Source organism: Kitasatospora hibisci (assembly GCF_043950205.1).
GTDB lineage: Bacteria > Actinomycetota > Actinomycetes > Streptomycetales > Streptomycetaceae > Kitasatospora > Kitasatospora hibisci.
The window spans coordinates 2,794,247-2,810,374 of the sequence record NZ_CP171642.1 but is presented as its reverse complement, the minus strand read 5'-3'; the positions used below and the strand labels follow the sequence as shown (position 1 = coordinate 2,810,374).

The following is a 16,128-nucleotide window of genomic DNA, read 5'->3' as shown; positions in this document are numbered from 1 at the left end:
TCCTGGATGGCCGCAGGGATATGACAGTCGTCAGATTAGAACGATCGGGCCCTGGCGCGGTTGCGGCGCACTGGCCCATCAAGGGCAAATCACCCGCAATCAGGCGTGTTTGGTGCGGGCGATCGTCCGAAAACACCGAAGGACGGCCCCGCGGGAGGCGGGACCGCCCTTCGGCGGAGGGTGGGGAAGGAGGATCTGGGGGATCAGAGCTTCGCCCATGCGTCGGTGAGGCTGGTCCGCAGGATCTGCTCGATCTCGTCGAAGGTCGACTGGTCGGAGATCAGCGGCGGGGCCAGCTGGACGACCGGGTCGCCACGGTCGTCGGCGCGGCAGTACAGGCCGTTGTCGAAGAGCGCCTTCGACAGGAAGCCGTAGAGCACGCGCTCGGTCTCGTCGTCGTTGAAGGTCTCCTTGGTGACCTTGTCCTTGACGAGCTCGATGCCGTAGAAGTACCCGTTGCCGCGGACGTCGCCGACGATCGGCAGGTCGCGCAGCTTGCTCAGGGTGTTCAGGAAACGCGACTCGTTGTCGAGCACGTGCTGGTTCAGGCCCTCGCGCTCGAAGATGTCGAGGTTGGCGAGCGCCACGGCCGAGGAGACCGGGTGGCCGGCGAAGGTGTAGCCGTGCAGGAAGGTGTTGTCGCCCTTGTAGAACGGTTCGGCGATGCGGTCCGAGATGATCGTGGCGCCGATCGGGGAGTAGCCCGAGGTCATGCCCTTGGCGCAGGTGATCATGTCCGGCACGTAGCCGAACTTGTCGGCGCCGAACATGGTGCCGAGGCGGCCGAAGGCGCAGATGACCTCGTCCGAGACCATCAGCACGTCGTGGCGGTCGCAGATCTCGCGCAGGCGCTGGAAGTACCCGGGCGGCGGCGGGAAGCAGCCGCCGGCGTTCTGCACCGGCTCGACGAAGACGGCGGCGACGGTCTCGGGGCCCTCGAAGAGGATGGCCTCCTCGACCTGGTCGGCGCACCAGCGGCCGTACGCCTCGGGGTCGACGGTGCCGTCGGGGCCTTCGAGGTAGTGCGGGGCGCGGTAGATGTTGGTGTTCGGGGCCTTGTGGGTGCCCGGCACCAGGGGCTCGAACGGGGCCTTCAGGCCCGGCAGGCCGGTGATCGACAGGGCGCCCTGCGGGGTGCCGTGGTAGGCGATGGCGCGCGAGATGACCTTGTACTTGGTCGGCTTGCCGATGAGCTTGAAGTACTGCTTGGCAAGCTTCCAGGCGGTCTCGACGGCCTCGCCGCCACCGGTGGAGAAGAAGACCTTGTTCAGGTCGCCCGGGGCGTAGTTGGCCAGGCGCTCGGCCAGCTCGACGGCCTTGGGGTGCGCGTAGCTCCAGATCGGGAAGAACGCGAGTTCCTTGGCCTGCTTGGCGGCGACCTCGGCGAGCTCGGTGCGGCCGTGACCGGCCTGCACGACGAACAGGCCGGCCAGGCCGTCGATGTACTTCCGGCCCTTGTCGTCCCAGATGTAGGTGCCTTCGCCCTTGACGATCGTCGGCACGGGGGAGTTCTCGTACGACGACATGCGGGTGAAGTGCATCCACAGGTGGTCGTAGGCGGTCTTGGAAAGGTCCTTCTGCGCCGGGTCGGCTGTCATCGGGTGCCCCAGGTGTAGGTCTGTTTCCGGAGCTTCAGGTAAACGAAGCTCTCGGTGCTCCGCACGCCGGGAAGCGCGCGGATGCGCTTGTTGATCAGTTCGAGCAGGTGCTCGTCGTCCTCGCAGACCAGTTCGGCCAGGAGATCGAACGAGCCTGCGGTGCAGACGACGTAGTCGACCTCGTCGAGGGCGGCCAACGCGTCGGCGACGGGCTCGATGTCACCCTCGACCCGGATCCCGACCATCGCCTGGCGGGTGAAGCCGACGGTGAGCGGGTCGGTGACGGCGACGATCTGCATCACGCCCTGGTCGAGCAGCTTCTGGACGCGCTGCCGCACTGCCGCCTCGGACAGGCCGACGGCCTTGCCGATGGCGGCGTACGGGCGGCGCCCGTCCTCCTGGAGCTGTTCGATGATCGCCTTGGAGGCGGCGTCGAGGGGAACGCTGGCGTTCCGGTCGCGGTTGGCCACGCCGCCACTGTGCCCGATCGTTCCCCTGTTCGCAAGCGCGGAAACTGCTGATTTCGTCGCGATCTTGGAAATCGCATACGGATTTCATCGCTTTAGCGGACTTGGCCTGTCGAATCCGGCAGTGATCCGGCTACCCTGGCCGCGGTACGCGCGCAGCCCCGCAGCCCCGCGCGCGTTCCGCCGAACCAGTGGACCGCGCCGCAGTGGGCCCGGCCACTCGGCGCCTTCGTCCGGCGGGCCCGTCGACGTACCATGGCGCCGGAATCTGCAATGCCGCAGGCCCAGACCGAGGAGAGACCCGTGAGCGACCTTCGCACGCTGCGCAACTACATCAACGGTGAGTTCGTCGATGCGGCGGACGGCCGCACGCTCGACATCGTCGACCCCACCACCGGTGAGGTGTACGCGACCTCTCCGCTGTCCGGCGCGGGCGACGTGGACGCCGCCATGGCCTCGGCGGACGCCGCCTTCCCGGCCTGGCGCGACGCCACCCCGAGCACCCGGCAGAAGCTGCTCCTCAAGATCGCGGACGCGGTCGAGGCCCGTGCCGACGAGATCGTCGACGCCGAGGTGCGCAACACCGGAAAGCCCCGCGGGCTGACCCTCTCCGAGGAGATCGGCCCGATGGTGGACCAGATCCGCTTCTTCGCCGGCGCCGCCCGCCTGCTGGAGGGCAAGGCCGCGGGCGAGTACATGGACGGGATGACCTCGATCATCCGCCGCGAGCCGGTCGGCGTCTGCGCCCAGGTCGCACCGTGGAACTACCCGATGATGATGGCGGTCTGGAAGTTCGCCCCCGCCATCGCCGCGGGCAACACCGTCGTGCTCAAGCCGTCCGACACCACCCCGGCCTCCACCGTTCTGCTGGCCGAGATCATCGGCGGCATCCTCAAGGACATGGAGCTGCCGGCCGGCGTCTTCAACGTCATCTGCGGTGACCGCGAGACCGGCAAGCTGATGGTCGAGCACAAGACCCCGGCGATGGCCTCCATCACCGGCTCGGTGCGCGCCGGCATCTCGGTCGCCGAGTCCGCCTCCAAGGACGTCAAGCGTGTCCACCTGGAGCTGGGCGGCAAGGCGCCGGTCGTGGTCTTCGAGGACGCCGACATCGCCGAGGCCGTCGAGGGCATCTCGGTCGCGGGCTTCTTCAACGCCGGCCAGGACTGCACCGCCGCCACCCGCGTGCTGGTGCACGAGTCGATCCACGACGCCTTCGTCGAGGCGCTGGCCAAGGCCGCGGCCGAGACCAAGACCGGTGGCGTGGACGACGAGGACGTGCTCTACGGCCCGCTGAACAACGCCAACCAGCTGAAGCAGGTCTCCGGCTTCATCGAGCGCCTGCCCTCCCACGCCAAGGTCGAGGCCGGTGGCCACCAGGTCGGCGACAAGGGCTACTTCTACGCCCCGACCGTCGTCTCCGGCCTGAACCAGGACGACGAGATCATCCAGAACGAGGTCTTCGGCCCGGTCATCACCGTGCAGAAGTTCTCCGACGAGGACCAGGCCGTCGGCTACGCCAACGGGGTGGAGTACGCCCTGGCCTCCTCGGTGTGGACCAAGGACCACGCCCGCGCCATGCGGATGTCGCGCCGCCTGGACTTCGGCTGCGTCTGGATCAACACCCACATCCCGCTGGTCGCCGAGATGCCGCACGGTGGCTTCAAGAAGTCCGGCTACGGCAAGGACCTCTCCTCCTACGGCTTCGAGGACTACACCCGCGTGAAGCACGTGATGACGGCCATCTGAGTGCGGCTGCCGACCGTGTGATCGCCGACCGTGTGATCGCCGATCCCCCGATCAGGTGATCCGACAACGGGCCCGGGTCGTTTCGACCCGGGCCCTGTGTCTTGTCACCCTGTCGGCTGCCCGCCCGACCGCCTGACAAGATGGACCTGCCCCTCGGGGGCCGGACTCCATAGCCTTGCCGCATGAGCATCCCCACCGCTGACTCAGCCGCCGGCCAGGCCGTCAAGGCCGCCGACCGCGCGCACGTCTTCCACTCGTGGTCCGCCCAGGCGCTGATCGACCCCCTCGCGGTGGCCGGCGCCGAGGGCTCGTACTTCTGGGACTACGAGGGCAACCGCTACCTCGACTTCTCCTCCCAGCTGGTGAACACCAACATCGGGCACCAGCACCCGAAGGTCGTCGCCGCGATCCAGGAACAGGCCGCGAAGCTCTGCACCATGGCGCCCGGCTTCGCCGTCGAGCCCCGCAGCGAGGCGGCCCGGCTGATCGCCGAGCGCACGCCCGGCGACCTCGACAAGATCTTCTTCACCAACGGCGGCGCCGAGGCGAACGAGAACGCCATCCGGCTGGCGCGGCTGCACACCGGGCGGCAGAAGGTCATGTCGACCTACCGGTCGTACCACGGCGCCACCGCCAACGCGATCGCCCTCACCGGCGACCCGCGCCGCTGGGCCAACGAGACCGGCGTCTCCGGCGTGGTCCACTTCTGGGGCCCGTACGCCTACCGCTCCAACTTCCACGCCGAGAACGAGGCGCAGGAGTGCGAGCGCGCGCTGGAGCACCTGGAGCAGGTGATCGCGTTCGAGGGCCCGGGGACGATCGCGGCGATCATCCTGGAGACGGTGGTCGGCACCGCCGGCATCCTGATCCCGCCGGCCGGCTACCTGGCCGGGGTCCGGGAGATCTGCGACCGGTACGGGATCGTCTTCATCCTGGACGAGGTGATGGCCGGCTTCGGCCGCACCGGCGCCTGGTTCGCCGCCGACCACTGGGGCGTCACCCCGGACCTGCTGACCTTCGCCAAGGGCGTCAACTCGGGCTACGTCCCGCTCGGCGGCGTGGCGATCAGCGGGGAGATCGCCGCGACCTTCGCCGAGCGGCCGTTCCCCGGCGGGCTCACCTACTCGGGACACCCGCTCGCCTGCGCCTCGGCCGTCGCCACGATCAACACCATGGCGGAGGAGGGCATCGTCGAGAACGCCCGGAGCATCGGCGAGAACGTCCTCGGCCCCGGCCTGCGCGAGCTGGCCGAGCGTCACCCGTCGATCGGTGAGGTCCGCGGCCTCGGCGTGTTCTGGGCGCTGGACCTGGTGAAGGACCGCGGGACCCGTGAGCCGCTGGTGCCGTACAACGCGGCCGGCGCCGCCAACGCGCCGATGGCCGAGCTGGCCGCCGCCTGCAAGCAGCGCGGGCTCTGGCCGTTCGTCAACATGAACCGCTTCCACGTCGTCCCGCCGTGCACCGTCACCGAGGAGGAGGCGAAGGCCGGCCTCGCGGTCCTCGACGAGGTGCTGTCGCTGACCGACGCGCACGCTGTCTGACACACCGAAGAGGACGGCCCCGGGTGCCCGTGCGCCCGGGGCCGTCCCACGCTCCGGAGGCCCCACCATGCCCAGCCCCACCATGCCCAGCACCACCCTGCCCCGCCGCCCGACCGGTGCCCGCCGTCCGAGCCGCCGCGGCGTCCTCGGCGCCGCCGGACTGTTCGGGGCCGGCGCCCTGACCGGCTGCGGCATCCCGGCCGCCTACGTGGCCGAGGACCGCCGCTCGGTCCCCGACCGCTCGGAGGGCGAGAAGCGGCTGGGCTTCTCCAACTGGACGCAGTACATCGACACGGACGACGACGGCCGGCGCCCGACCCTGGACGCCTTCACCGAGCGGACCGGGATCGAGGTCACCTACACCGAGGACATCAACGACAACGACGAGTTCTTCGGCAAGATGGGCCCGGTGCTCACCCAGGGCACCGACCCCGGCCGCGACCTGATGGTGGTCAGCGACTGGATGGCCGGCCGGTACGTCTCGCTCGGCTGGGTGCAGACCCTGGACCGGGCCAACCTGCCCAACGTCACAGCCCAGCTGGACCCACAGCTGGCCGACCCGGCGTTCGACCCCGGCCGGCGGCGCAGCGTGCCCTGGCAGTCCGGGATCACCGGCATCGCCTACAACCGCAAGGAGCTCGGCCGGGAGCTGGCGTCCGTCACCGACCTCTGGGCGCCGGACCTGAAGGGCCGGGTCACCCTCTTCGCCGGGCTGGACGAGGCGCTCGGCCTGCTGATGCTCTCCCACGGCGCCGACATCTCGGCCTTCACCGGGGACGACGCGCACCGGGCGATGGACCAGGTGCAGCGGATGGTCGACAGCCGGCACATCCGGCGCTTCACCGGCAACGACTACACCAGCGACCTCGCCTCCGGCGCCGCGCTGGCCTGCCAGGCGTACTCCGGCGACGCCGTCCAGCTCACCGCCGAGAACCCGGACATCGCCTTCGTGGTGCCCGAGGAGGGCGGCGAGCTCTGGGCGGAGAGCCTGCTGGTCCCCAACCGGGCCGGGCACAAGCGCAACGCCGAACTGCTGATCGACCACTACTACCGGCCGGAGGTGGCGGCCGAGCTGGCCGCCGCCGTGCAGTACATCTGCCCGGTGCCGGCCGCCCGCGAGGTGCTGGCCGACAGCGGGGACCGGGAGACGGCCGAGCTGGCGGAGCACCCGCTCGTCTTCCCGACCGAGGAGATGCGGGCCCGGCTGCACACCATGCGCGACGTCTCCGCCGCCGAGCGGCCGGACCTGCACAAGGTCTGGACCCGCATCACCGGGGTGTAGCCGCCCGGTCCCGGCCCGTCGTCCCGGCCCGTCGTCCCGGGCCGGGGGTCACCGGGCCCGCCGGGGGCGCGCCGGGGCCCAGGGCTACCGGCGCACGGCGTCCAGCGCCAGCAGGGCCACGTGCAGGGAGAGGCAGGACTCGACCTGGTCGAGGTCGACGCCGAGGATCCGCTCGACCTTGTGCAGCCGGTCGTAGAAGGACGGCCGGGACAGGTGCGCGGCGTCCGCCGCCGCGGACTTGTTCCGGCCCTGCTCCAGGTAGATCCGCAGCATCTGCACCAGCTGGCCGTTGTGCTCCGCGTCGTACGCGAGCAGCGGGCCCAGCTCGCGCTCCACGTAGGTCTGCAGCCGGGCGTCGTCGCGCAGCAGGTGGAGCAGGCCGCGCAGGCGGACGTCGGGCAGCCGGTAGTACGCGGCCGCCCGGCCGCCGGGCGCGTCGTGCAGCGCGGCGTCGGCGACCTGGGTGGCCTCCAGCAGGGTGCGCCGGGCGTCGCGGACCGATCCGACCGAGGAGCCGACCGCGATGACCGGGGCCGGCGCGGGCGCGGCGTCCCGGGAGGACTCCGCGGTCAGCCGGCGCAGCGCGGCGGCGAAGGCGTCCAGCGCGGTGTGCTCGTCCTGCTGGGCACCGAGCGCGATCAGCACGCCCACGCCCTCGTCGTCCAGCGCGCCGACCAGGGCGGACAGCCGGCAGCCGCGGACGGCACCGGCGGCCAGCTCGGTGAAGTCGCGTAGCCGGGCCTGGGCCTCCAGCGCCGCCGGGATCGGCCCGCGCCGCTGCCGCAGCACCACGCCGACCAGGCGCCGGCCCTCCAGCGGCACACCCAGCGCCTGCGCGCGCAGGGCCACCTCGGAGACGGTCAGCGCGTGGGTGAGGATGCCGGAGAGCAGGGTGCGGTGGGTCTGCCGCTCCAGGCTCTCCCGGTCCCGGACCACCAGCCGGTTCAGCGCCAGGGCGGAGGCCCCGCGCTCCAGCAGCATGGTGTGCGGGTGCGGGTCGCCGTCCGGCAACGCCCCCGGGTCCTGCACCAACACCAGCCGCCCCCAGTCCTGGCCGCGGGCGCCGACCGTGGTCACCAGCCAGCCGCTGCGCGGGTCGTGGCCGGTCCGCCCGGCCGGGCGGACACCGCGTGAGCGGCGCTCCCAGTCCTCCAGCAGCTCGGTCTCCGGCCGGCCCGCGGCGTCGTGCGCCAGCACCTGGTGGGCGAGGTTCTCCAGGACCACCGGTGCGCCGGCCATCCGGGCCACCTGCCGCACCACCTCGGCCGGCTCGGCGCCCTCCACCACCAGTTCGTTGAAGACCTGGTGGACCGCCTCCGAGGTGCGCAGCTGCTCCAGCTGGGCGTTGACCACCAGCGCGTGCACGGCCTCGGTGACGGCGACGAAGCGCAGTTCGCGGCGGAGGGCGATCAGCGGCAGGCCGCGCTGCTCGGCGGCGTGGACCAGGGCGCGCGGCAGCGAGTCGAAGTAGCGCCGGCCGAACTCGATGACCAGCCCGGCCACGCCGACCTCGTCCAGCTCGCGCACGTACCGGGCCAGGCCCTCGCGGTCCCCGGGCAGGGCGATCCCGGTGGTCAGGACCAGCTCGCCGCCCTGGAGCACGCCGGCGACGTCGGGCAGCTCGCTGACGTGGACCCAGCGGACGGGGCGCTCCAGCCGGTCGGCGCCGGCCACCACCTGGGGGAGGCCGCGGCGCATCACCTCCAGGTCGAGCACACGGGCGACGGTGGGGAGCATCGCGGGGCCTCCAGGGTTCAGAGTGTCAGGTAAATCATCCATCGCGGCGACGACCTGTTGCCCTGCCCGAAGCCTTGCACCTTGTAAGGCGCTTCGCCCCGAGGTTGTCGGAGTGACCCTTGTCACGCGGCGGCGGCAGCGGGCATGGTCAGCGGGTCGGCTGTGGCGAGCCCCGGACAGCACCGTCGGAATCCGTCGCGTGACCAGAACGCAACGGCGGAATCCCTTGTCGGGTGTCCGGCGGGCCTGCCAGGATCGCGCTCCCCGGTGATCGACCGGACGGATTCCCCCGCACCCCGAGCGCGGCGGCTCGACCAGCCGTACGACGCCGGTGCGGGCCCTCGGCCCGTCGGCGCGTGCAGCACGACGGGGGCCGACGCGGCCGTCCGTGCGGCACTCGAACCACCGGGACTTGGAGGAACCAGATGGACCTGACCCACTTCGGCGCGGGCGCGCAGTACATCGCGGGCCGGCAGAGCCGGGGGAGCGGTGATCCCTTCCAGGTCGTCAACCCCGCCGACGGCAGCGTCGTCGAGGAGCTCGCGCTGGCCTCCGCCGGCCAGGTCGACGAGGCCGTCGCCGCCGCCCGGTCCGCCCTGCCCGGGTGGGCCGGGGCCACGCCCGCTGCGCGTTCCGAGGTGCTGACCCGGCTGGCCGCCGTCCTCACCGACGCGGCCGCCGACCTCGCCCGGGTGGAGACCTCGCAGACCGGCAAGCCGATCAAGCTCTCCACCGAGTTCGACGTCCCCGGCACCATCGACAACACCGCCTTCTTCGCCGGGGCCGCCCGCAACCTGGAGGGCAGGGCGGCCGGCGAGTACTCCGGCGACCACACCTCGTACGTGCGGCGCGAGGCGATCGGCGTGGTCGGCTCGATCTCGCCCTGGAACTACCCGCTGCAGATGGCCGCCTGGAAGATCCTCCCGGCGATCGCCGCCGGCAACACGATCGTCCTCAAGCCGGCCGAGCTGACCCCGCTCACCTCGCTGATGTTCGCCCGCGCCTGCACCCTGGCCGGCGTCCCGGACGGCGTGGTCAACGTCGTCACCGGTGCCGGCCGGGTCGCGGGGGAGCACCTGGTCGTGCACCCGGACGTCGCGATGGTCTCCTTCACCGGCTCCACCCAGGTCGGCAAGCGGGTCGCCGAACTCGCCACCGCGACCGTCAAGCGCACCCACCTGGAGCTCGGCGGCAAGGCCCCGTTCGTCGTCTTCGACGACGCCGACCTGGACGCCGCCGTGCACGGCGCGGTCGCCGCCTCGCTGATCAACAGCGGTCAGGACTGCACCGCGGCGACCCGCGCCTACGTCCAGCGGCCGCTCTACGACGCGTTCGTGGCCGGCGTGGCCGAGCTGTACGGCGCGATCCGGCTGGGCGACCCGCTCGACCCGCAGACCGACCTCGGCCCGCTGGTCTCCTTCACCCACCGCGACCGGGTGGCCGGCTTCGTCGAGCGCGCCCGCGGGTACGCGACCGTGGTCACCGGCGGCGCCGCGCCGGAGAAGGGCCACGACGGCACCGACCTCACCCGCGGCGCCTACTACCGCCCCACCCTGATCACCGGCGCCGCCCAGGACAGCGAGGTCGTCCAGGGCGAGGTCTTCGGCCCGGTCCTGGTCGTACTGCCCTTCGACGGCGACGACGAGGGCCTGCGGCTGGCCAACGACACCCCCTACGGCCTGGCCGCCTCGGCCTGGACCGGCAACGTCCACCGGTCGCTGCGGGCCACCCGCGAGCTCGCGGCCGGCTGCGTCTGGGTCAACGACCACATCCCGATCATCAGCGAGATGCCCCACGGCGGCTACAAGTCCTCCGGCTACGGCAAGGACATGTCGCAGTACTCGCTGGACGAGTACACCCAGGTCAAGCACGTCATGTTCGACACCACCGCGGTCGCCCGCAAGGACTGGCACCGCACCGTCTTCGGAGACAGATAACCGGACCCGGGTGGTCCCCACACCCCCCCTTCGCCCCCCAGGAGGCCCGTCCCATGGCGTTCAACGAGCTCACCGACGGATTGTCGGAACCGGTCCGCAAGGCCTGGGAACGCAGTCTGACCAGCGGCCGGGCCGCCCTCAGCCGGCGCACCGTGCTGCGCGCCGCCGCCCTCACCGCCGGCGCGGGTTCGCTGGCCGCCTGCGGTATCCCGCCGGCCAGGAGCACCGACGGGACCGGCGAGTCCACCGCGAACGCCGCCGAGGACCTCTCGGACAGCGAGAAGGAGGTGAACTTCTCCAACTGGCCGCTCTACGTCGACACCGACGAGAACGACACGGAGAAGCACGGCACCCTGGAGGCCTTCACCGCCGCCACCGGGATCAAGGTCAAGTACACCGAGGACGTCAACGACAACGTCGAGTTCTTCGGCAAGGTGAAGCCGCAGCTCGCGGCGGGCCAGGACACCGGCCGCGACCTGATGGTGCTCACCGACTGGATGGCCGCCCGGCTGATCCGCTTCGGCTGGGCGCAGAAGCTCAACCCGGCCAACCTCACCACCGCCATCACCAACGTCGAGTCCCGCTTCCGCGCCCCGGACTGGGACCCGGGCCGGCTCTACAGCTACCCGTGGGCCGGCATCCAGGTGGTCATCGCCTACAACAAGAAGGCCACCAAGGGGAAGGAGGTCACCAGCGTCTCCCAGCTGCTGGAGGACCCCGACCTCAAGGGCCGGGTGACCTTCCTCTCCGAGATGCGCGACAGCATCGGCATCACCCTGCTGGACATGGGCAAGGACCCGGCGAAGTTCACCGCCGACGACTACGGCGCCGCGATCGCCCGGCTGCAGAAGGCCGTCGACAGCAAGCAGATCCGTCGCTTCACCGGCAACGACTACGGCCAGGAGCTCTCCTCCGGAGACATCGCCGCCTGCGTCGCCTGGGGCGGTGACCTGATCCAACTGCGCGCCGACAACCCGGACATCGAGTTCGTCATCCCCGAGAAGGGCTTCGTGACCAGTACCGACAACCTGCTGGTCCCGGCCAAGGCCCAGCACAAGACGAACGCCGAGAAGCTGATCGACTTCTACTATCAGCCGAAGATCGCGGCGCAGCTGACCGCGGGCATCGGCTTCGTCTCCGCCGTCACCGGCGTGAAGGAGGAACTGGCCACCCTCGCCCCGGACAGCGCGGCCAACCCGCTGGTCGTCCCCACCCCCGAGATGGCGGCCAAGGCGCACGTCTTCCGGAGCCTCACCGAGACCGAGGAGAGCGACTTCGAGGAGAAGTTCTCCAAGCTCATCGGCGCCTGACCCCCACTGACGGCAGAGAAACCAGAGAGACAGCACCCATGACAGAGCAGCAGAGCTCCGCGGCCGCCGGCGGCGACGTCCGCCTCACCGGCATCGGCAAGACCTACGGCTCCTTCACCGCGGTCCACCCGCTGGACCTGACCATCCCGCAGGGGTCCTTCTTCGCCCTGCTCGGCGCCTCCGGCTGTGGCAAGACCACCACGCTGCGGATGATCGCCGGCCTGGAGGAGCCCACCACCGGCACCGTCCTGATCGGCGGCCAGGACGTCACCGCCCTGCCCCCGTACAAGCGGCCGGTGAACACCGTCTTCCAGAGCTACGCGCTCTTCCCGCACCTCGACATCTTCGAGAACGTCGCCTTCGGCCTGCGCCGGCGCGGCAAGAAGGACGTCAAGAAGCAGGTCGACGAGATGCTCGAACTCGTCGAACTCGGCCAGTACGCCCGGCGCAAGCCGCACCAGCTCTCCGGCGGCCAGCAGCAGCGCGTCGCCGTCGCCCGCGCGCTGATCAACCACCCGCAGGTGCTGCTCCTCGACGAGCCGCTCGGCGCCCTCGACCTCAAGCTCCGCCGCCAGATGCAGCTGGAGCTCAAGCGGATCCAGACCGAGGTCGGCATCACCTTCGTCCACGTCACCCACGACCAGGAGGAGGCCATGACCATGGCCGACACCATCGCGGTGATGAACGGAGGCCAGGTCGAGCAGCTCGGCGCCCCCGCCGACCTCTACGAGAACCCCGGCACCACCTTCGTGGCCAACTTCCTCGGCCAGTCCAACCTGCTGCCCGCCGACGTCAGCGGCAGCGAGGGCGGCGACCTGCTGCTCACCGCCGCCGGCGTCCGGCTCGCCGTCCCGAAGGCCCGCTGCGCCACCGACGCCACCAAGGTCCACCTCGGCGTGCGGCCGGAGAAGATCACCATCGAGCACGCCTCCGCCGAGGTCGGCGACGGCCGCAACCGGCTGGCCGGCACCGTGCTCGACTCCAGTTTCATCGGCGTCTCCACCCAGTACGTGGTGCGCACCGACGGCGGCCAGGAGGTGACGGTCTTCGAGCAGAACATGGAGCGCGACGCCCGGATCGTCCCAGGCGCGCCCGTCGTCCTGCACTGGAACCCCGCGCACTCCTTCGCCCTGGACGCCTCCCAGGCGATCGACGCGGGCACCGGGGAGGCCGCGGCATGACCACCACCACCGCGGCCGCGCCGCCGCAGGCCATACCCCCCGACGGCGGCACGCCCCCGGCGCCCGCCCCGAGGACGCGGCGCAAGCTCACCCCGTACTGGCTGCTGCTGCCCGGCATCGCCTGGCTGGTCGTCTTCTTCGCGGTGCCGATGGTCTACCAGGCCTCCACCTCGCTGCAGACCGGCTCGCTGGAGGACGGCTTCCGCGTCACCTGGCACGTCTCCACCTACTGGGACGCCCTGGTCGAGTACCGCTGGCACTTCGTCCGATCGTTCGGCTACGCCGCCACCGCGACCCTGCTCTGCCTGGCCGTCGGCTACCCGCTCGCGTACACGATCGCCTTCAAGGCCGGGAAGCGCTGGCGCAACGTCATCCTGATCCTGGTGATCGCGCCGTTCTTCACCAGCTTCCTGATCCGCACGCTGGCCTGGAAGACCATCCTCTCGGACGGCGGCCCGGTGGTCGGCGCCCTCAACGCGCTGCACGTCCTGGACGTCACCAGTGCGCTCGGCCTCACCTCCGGCGACCGCGTGCTGGCCACACCGCTCGCCGTGGTCTGCGGCCTCACCTACAACTTCCTGCCGTTCATGATCCTGCCGTTGTACACCTCGCTGGAGCGGATCGACCCGCGCCTGCACGAGGCGGCCGGCGACCTCTACGCCCGCCCGTTCACCACCTTCCGCAAGGTGACCTTCCCGATCTCGCTCCCCGGCGTGGTCGCGGGCACGCTGCTCACCTTCATCCCGGCCTCCGGCGACTACATCAACGCCCAGCTGCTGGGCTCGCCGAGCGAGCAGATGGTCGGCAACGGCATCCAGAAGCAGTTCCTGAACGTGCTCGACTACCCCACGGCCGCCGCGCTCAGCTTCATCCTGATGGCCCTGATCCTGGGCATGGTGACGGTCTACATGCGCAAGGCCGGGACGGAGGAACTGGTCTGATGTCCCGAGTGTTCACGTGGATCCGCGCCCACCTGGTGGTGCTGGCAGGCCTGCTGGCCCTGGCCTACCTGGTGCTGCCCAACCTGGTGGTCCTCGCCTTCTCGTTCAACAAGCCGGTCGGCAAGTTCAACTACGAGTGGAACGAGTTCTCCACCGACGCCTGGACCGACCCCTGCGGCGTCGCCGACATGTGCCAGTCGCTCTCGCTGAGCCTCCAGGTCGCCGTGCTCGCCACGATCGGCGCCACCGTGCTCGGCACCATGGTCGCCTTCGCGCTGGCCCGCTACCGCTTCCGCGGCCGCTCCGCCACCACCGCGATGATCTTCCTGCCGATGGCCATGCCCGAGGTGGTCATGGCCGCCTCGCTCGGCACGCTGTTCCTCAACATGCGCATCCCGTTCGGCTTCACCACGATCCTCATCGCGCACATCATGTTCTGCCTGAGCTTCGTGGTGACGGCGGTCAAGGCCCGCGTGATGAGCATGGACCCGAGGCTCGAACAGGCCGCCCAGGACCTCTACGCCACGCCGACCCAGACCTTCCTGCGGATCACCCTGCCCCTCGCCGCCCCCGGCATCGCGGCCGGCGCGCTGCTCAGCTTCGCGCTCTCCTTCGACGACTTCATCATCACCCAGTTCAACTCGGGCCCGACCACGGTCACCTTCCCGATGTTCGTCTGGGGCGCCTCGCAGCGCGGCATCCCGGTGCAGGTGAACGTCATCGGCACCGCGATGTTCATCGCCGCCGTCGTGCTCACCGTCGCCGGTCAGTGGCTCGGGAACCGCCGGAAGGCCGCTGCCTGACCACCCCGGCCGTCTCCCCGGCGTACCGTCGGGGAGACGGCCGGACAACCACCACCAATGTGCAGAAAGTGGCTGATAATGCATGGACTCCGCCCGCGCACTCAGTGACGCCAGGCCCACCCCCTTCTGGCTGGAGGACCCGGGCCGGCCGGCGGCACTGCCCGCCCTGGTCGGCGGCACCACCTGCGACCTGCTGGTCGTCGGCGGCGGCTACTCCGGCCTCTGGACCGCCCTCATCGCCAAGGAGCGCGACCCCTCGCTGGACGTCGTCCTGGTCGAGGGCAAGGAGGTGGGGTGGGCGGCCTCCGGGCGCAACGGCGGATTCTGCGCGGCCAGCCTGACCCACGGCTTCGGCAACGGCCTGCAGCGCTGGCCCGCCGAGCTCGGCCACCTGGAGCGCCTCGGTGCCGCCAACCTGGACGGCATCGAGGCGACCCTCGGGCGCTACGGCATCGACGCCGAGTGGGAGCGCACCGGCGAGATCGACGTCGCCACCCAGCCGCACCAGCTCGACGAACTGCACGAGGTGGCCGAGGCCGTCGCCCGGCACGGCCTCGACGTCACCGTGCTCGACCGCGACGAGCTGCGCGCCCAGGTCGACTCGCCGACCTTCCTCGGCGGGATCTGGGACCGGGACGGCGTGGCGATGGTCCACCCGGCGAAGCTGGCCTGGGGCCTCAAGGAGGCCTGCCTCGGCCAGGGCGTGCGGATCTTCGAGCACACCCCGGCCAACGCCCTGAGCGAGCACGGCAGCGGCATGGCCGTCCGCACCCCCTACGGACAGGTCTTCGCCCGCCGCGTCGCGCTCGGCACCAACGCCTTCCCGTCCCTGGTCAAGCGCGTCCGCCCGTACATCGTCCCGGTGTACGACTACGCCCTGATGACCGAGCCGCTCAGCGCCGAGCAGCTGGCCGCGATCGGCTGGAAGGGCCGGCAGGGCCTCAGCGACAGCGCCAACAAGTTCCACTACTTCCGGCTCTCCGCCGACAACCGGATCCTCTGGGGCGGCTACGACGCGGTCTACCACTACGGCGGGCACGTCCGGAACGAGTACGACCAGCGGCCGGAGACCTTCCGCACCCTGGCGCACAACTTCTTCCGCTGCTTCCCGCAGCTGGAGGGCCTGCGCTTCACGCACGCCTGGGGCGGCGCGATCGACACCTGCAGCCGGTTCTCGGCCTTCTTCGACACCGCCTACCGCGGCAGGGTCGCCTACGCCGCCGGCTACACCGGACTCGGCGTCGGCGCCACCCGGTTCGGCGCCGAGGTGATGCTCGACCTGCTGGAGGGCACCCGGACCGAGCGCACCTCGCTGGAGATGGTCCGCAGCAAGCCGCTGCCGTTCCCGCCCGAGCCGGTGCGCTGGGCCGGCATCGAGATCACCACCCGCTCCCTGGAGCGGGCCGACCGCACCGGCGGCCACCGCAACCTCTGGCTGCGCACGCTCGACCGGCTCGGGCTCGGCTTCGACAGCTGATCCGCTCGGACCCGTCCGCACCGTTCGGTCGGCTCACCTGCGCGGGGGACGCCGACCGGCTCCCGCGCAGGTGAACGTGGCTTCCGGGACCACCGGCCGCCGTTC

At 71.0% G+C, this 16,128-nt stretch carries 12 protein-coding genes; 9 read left to right on the top strand and 3 right to left on the bottom strand.

What is annotated here, in order from left to right:
• Positions 1–203: 203 nt before the first annotated feature.
• Positions 204–1,598, bottom strand: coding sequence for an aspartate aminotransferase family protein (locus ACF9IK_RS11890; protein ID WP_395294204.1), 1,395 nt, complete (start codon positions 1,596–1,598; stop codon positions 204–206).
• On the bottom strand, positions 1,595–2,068 hold the full coding sequence (locus ACF9IK_RS11885; RefSeq protein WP_030243538.1) for an Lrp/AsnC family transcriptional regulator: 474 nt from the start codon (positions 2,066–2,068) through the stop codon (positions 1,595–1,597). The genes ACF9IK_RS11890 and ACF9IK_RS11885 overlap by 4 nt, the downstream gene beginning before the upstream one ends.
• Before the next feature lie 270 nt (positions 2,069–2,338).
• Between ACF9IK_RS11885 and ACF9IK_RS11880 the strand changes: the two genes are divergently transcribed.
• The 3 genes from ACF9IK_RS11880 (at position 2,339) to ACF9IK_RS11870 (ending at position 6,637) form a co-directional block, all read left to right on the top strand.
• Positions 2,339–3,814 (top strand): gamma-aminobutyraldehyde dehydrogenase, encoded by a 1,476-nt coding sequence (locus ACF9IK_RS11880; protein ID WP_395294203.1) that lies wholly within the window; start codon positions 2,339–2,341, stop codon positions 3,812–3,814.
• A gap of 182 nt (positions 3,815–3,996) precedes the next feature.
• A complete protein-coding gene (locus ACF9IK_RS11875; RefSeq protein WP_395294202.1) occupies positions 3,997–5,355 on the top strand; it encodes an aspartate aminotransferase family protein in 1,359 nt (452 codons plus the stop codon).
• A gap of 82 nt (positions 5,356–5,437) precedes the next feature.
• Complete coding sequence (locus ACF9IK_RS11870) at positions 5,438–6,637, top strand: polyamine ABC transporter substrate-binding protein (RefSeq protein WP_395298547.1); 1,200 nt, start codon at positions 5,438–5,440, stop codon at positions 6,635–6,637.
• Positions 6,638–6,721: 84 nt separating this feature from the next.
• Here ACF9IK_RS11870 and ACF9IK_RS11865 read toward each other — a convergent pair whose 3' ends face one another.
• The gene (locus ACF9IK_RS11865) at positions 6,722–8,374 is read right to left on the bottom strand and encodes a PucR family transcriptional regulator (RefSeq protein WP_395294201.1); all 1,653 of its coding nucleotides are present in this window, start codon (positions 8,372–8,374) and stop codon (positions 6,722–6,724) included.
• Positions 8,375–8,799: 425 nt separating this feature from the next.
• Here ACF9IK_RS11865 and ACF9IK_RS11860 point away from each other — a divergent pair, with 425 nt between their 5' ends.
• The 6 genes from ACF9IK_RS11860 (at position 8,800) to ACF9IK_RS11835 (ending at position 16,023) form a co-directional block, all read left to right on the top strand.
• Complete coding sequence (locus tag ACF9IK_RS11860) at positions 8,800–10,311, top strand: gamma-aminobutyraldehyde dehydrogenase (RefSeq protein ID WP_395294200.1); 1,512 nt, start codon at positions 8,800–8,802, stop codon at positions 10,309–10,311.
• Between the two features lie 53 nt (positions 10,312–10,364).
• Entirely contained in the window at positions 10,365–11,621 is a 1,257-nt protein-coding gene (locus ACF9IK_RS11855; RefSeq protein ID WP_395294199.1) for an ABC transporter substrate-binding protein, read from the top strand.
• A gap of 38 nt (positions 11,622–11,659) precedes the next feature.
• Positions 11,660–12,802 (top strand): ABC transporter ATP-binding protein, encoded by a 1,143-nt coding sequence (locus ACF9IK_RS11850; RefSeq protein WP_395294198.1) that lies wholly within the window; start codon positions 11,660–11,662, stop codon positions 12,800–12,802.
• A complete protein-coding gene (locus tag ACF9IK_RS11845; RefSeq protein ID WP_395294197.1) occupies positions 12,799–13,743 on the top strand; it encodes an ABC transporter permease in 945 nt (314 codons plus the stop codon). Before ACF9IK_RS11850 ends, ACF9IK_RS11845 begins: the two co-directional genes overlap by 4 nt.
• Positions 13,743–14,546, top strand: a complete 804-nt coding sequence (locus ACF9IK_RS11840; RefSeq protein WP_395294196.1) for an ABC transporter permease — start codon at positions 13,743–13,745, stop codon at positions 14,544–14,546. Before ACF9IK_RS11845 ends, ACF9IK_RS11840 begins: the two co-directional genes overlap by 1 nt.
• Positions 14,547–14,628: 82 nt before the next feature.
• The gene (locus tag ACF9IK_RS11835) at positions 14,629–16,023 is read left to right on the top strand and encodes an NAD(P)/FAD-dependent oxidoreductase (RefSeq protein WP_395294195.1); all 1,395 of its coding nucleotides are present in this window, start codon (positions 14,629–14,631) and stop codon (positions 16,021–16,023) included.
• The last annotated feature ends 105 nt before the right edge of the window (positions 16,024–16,128 follow it).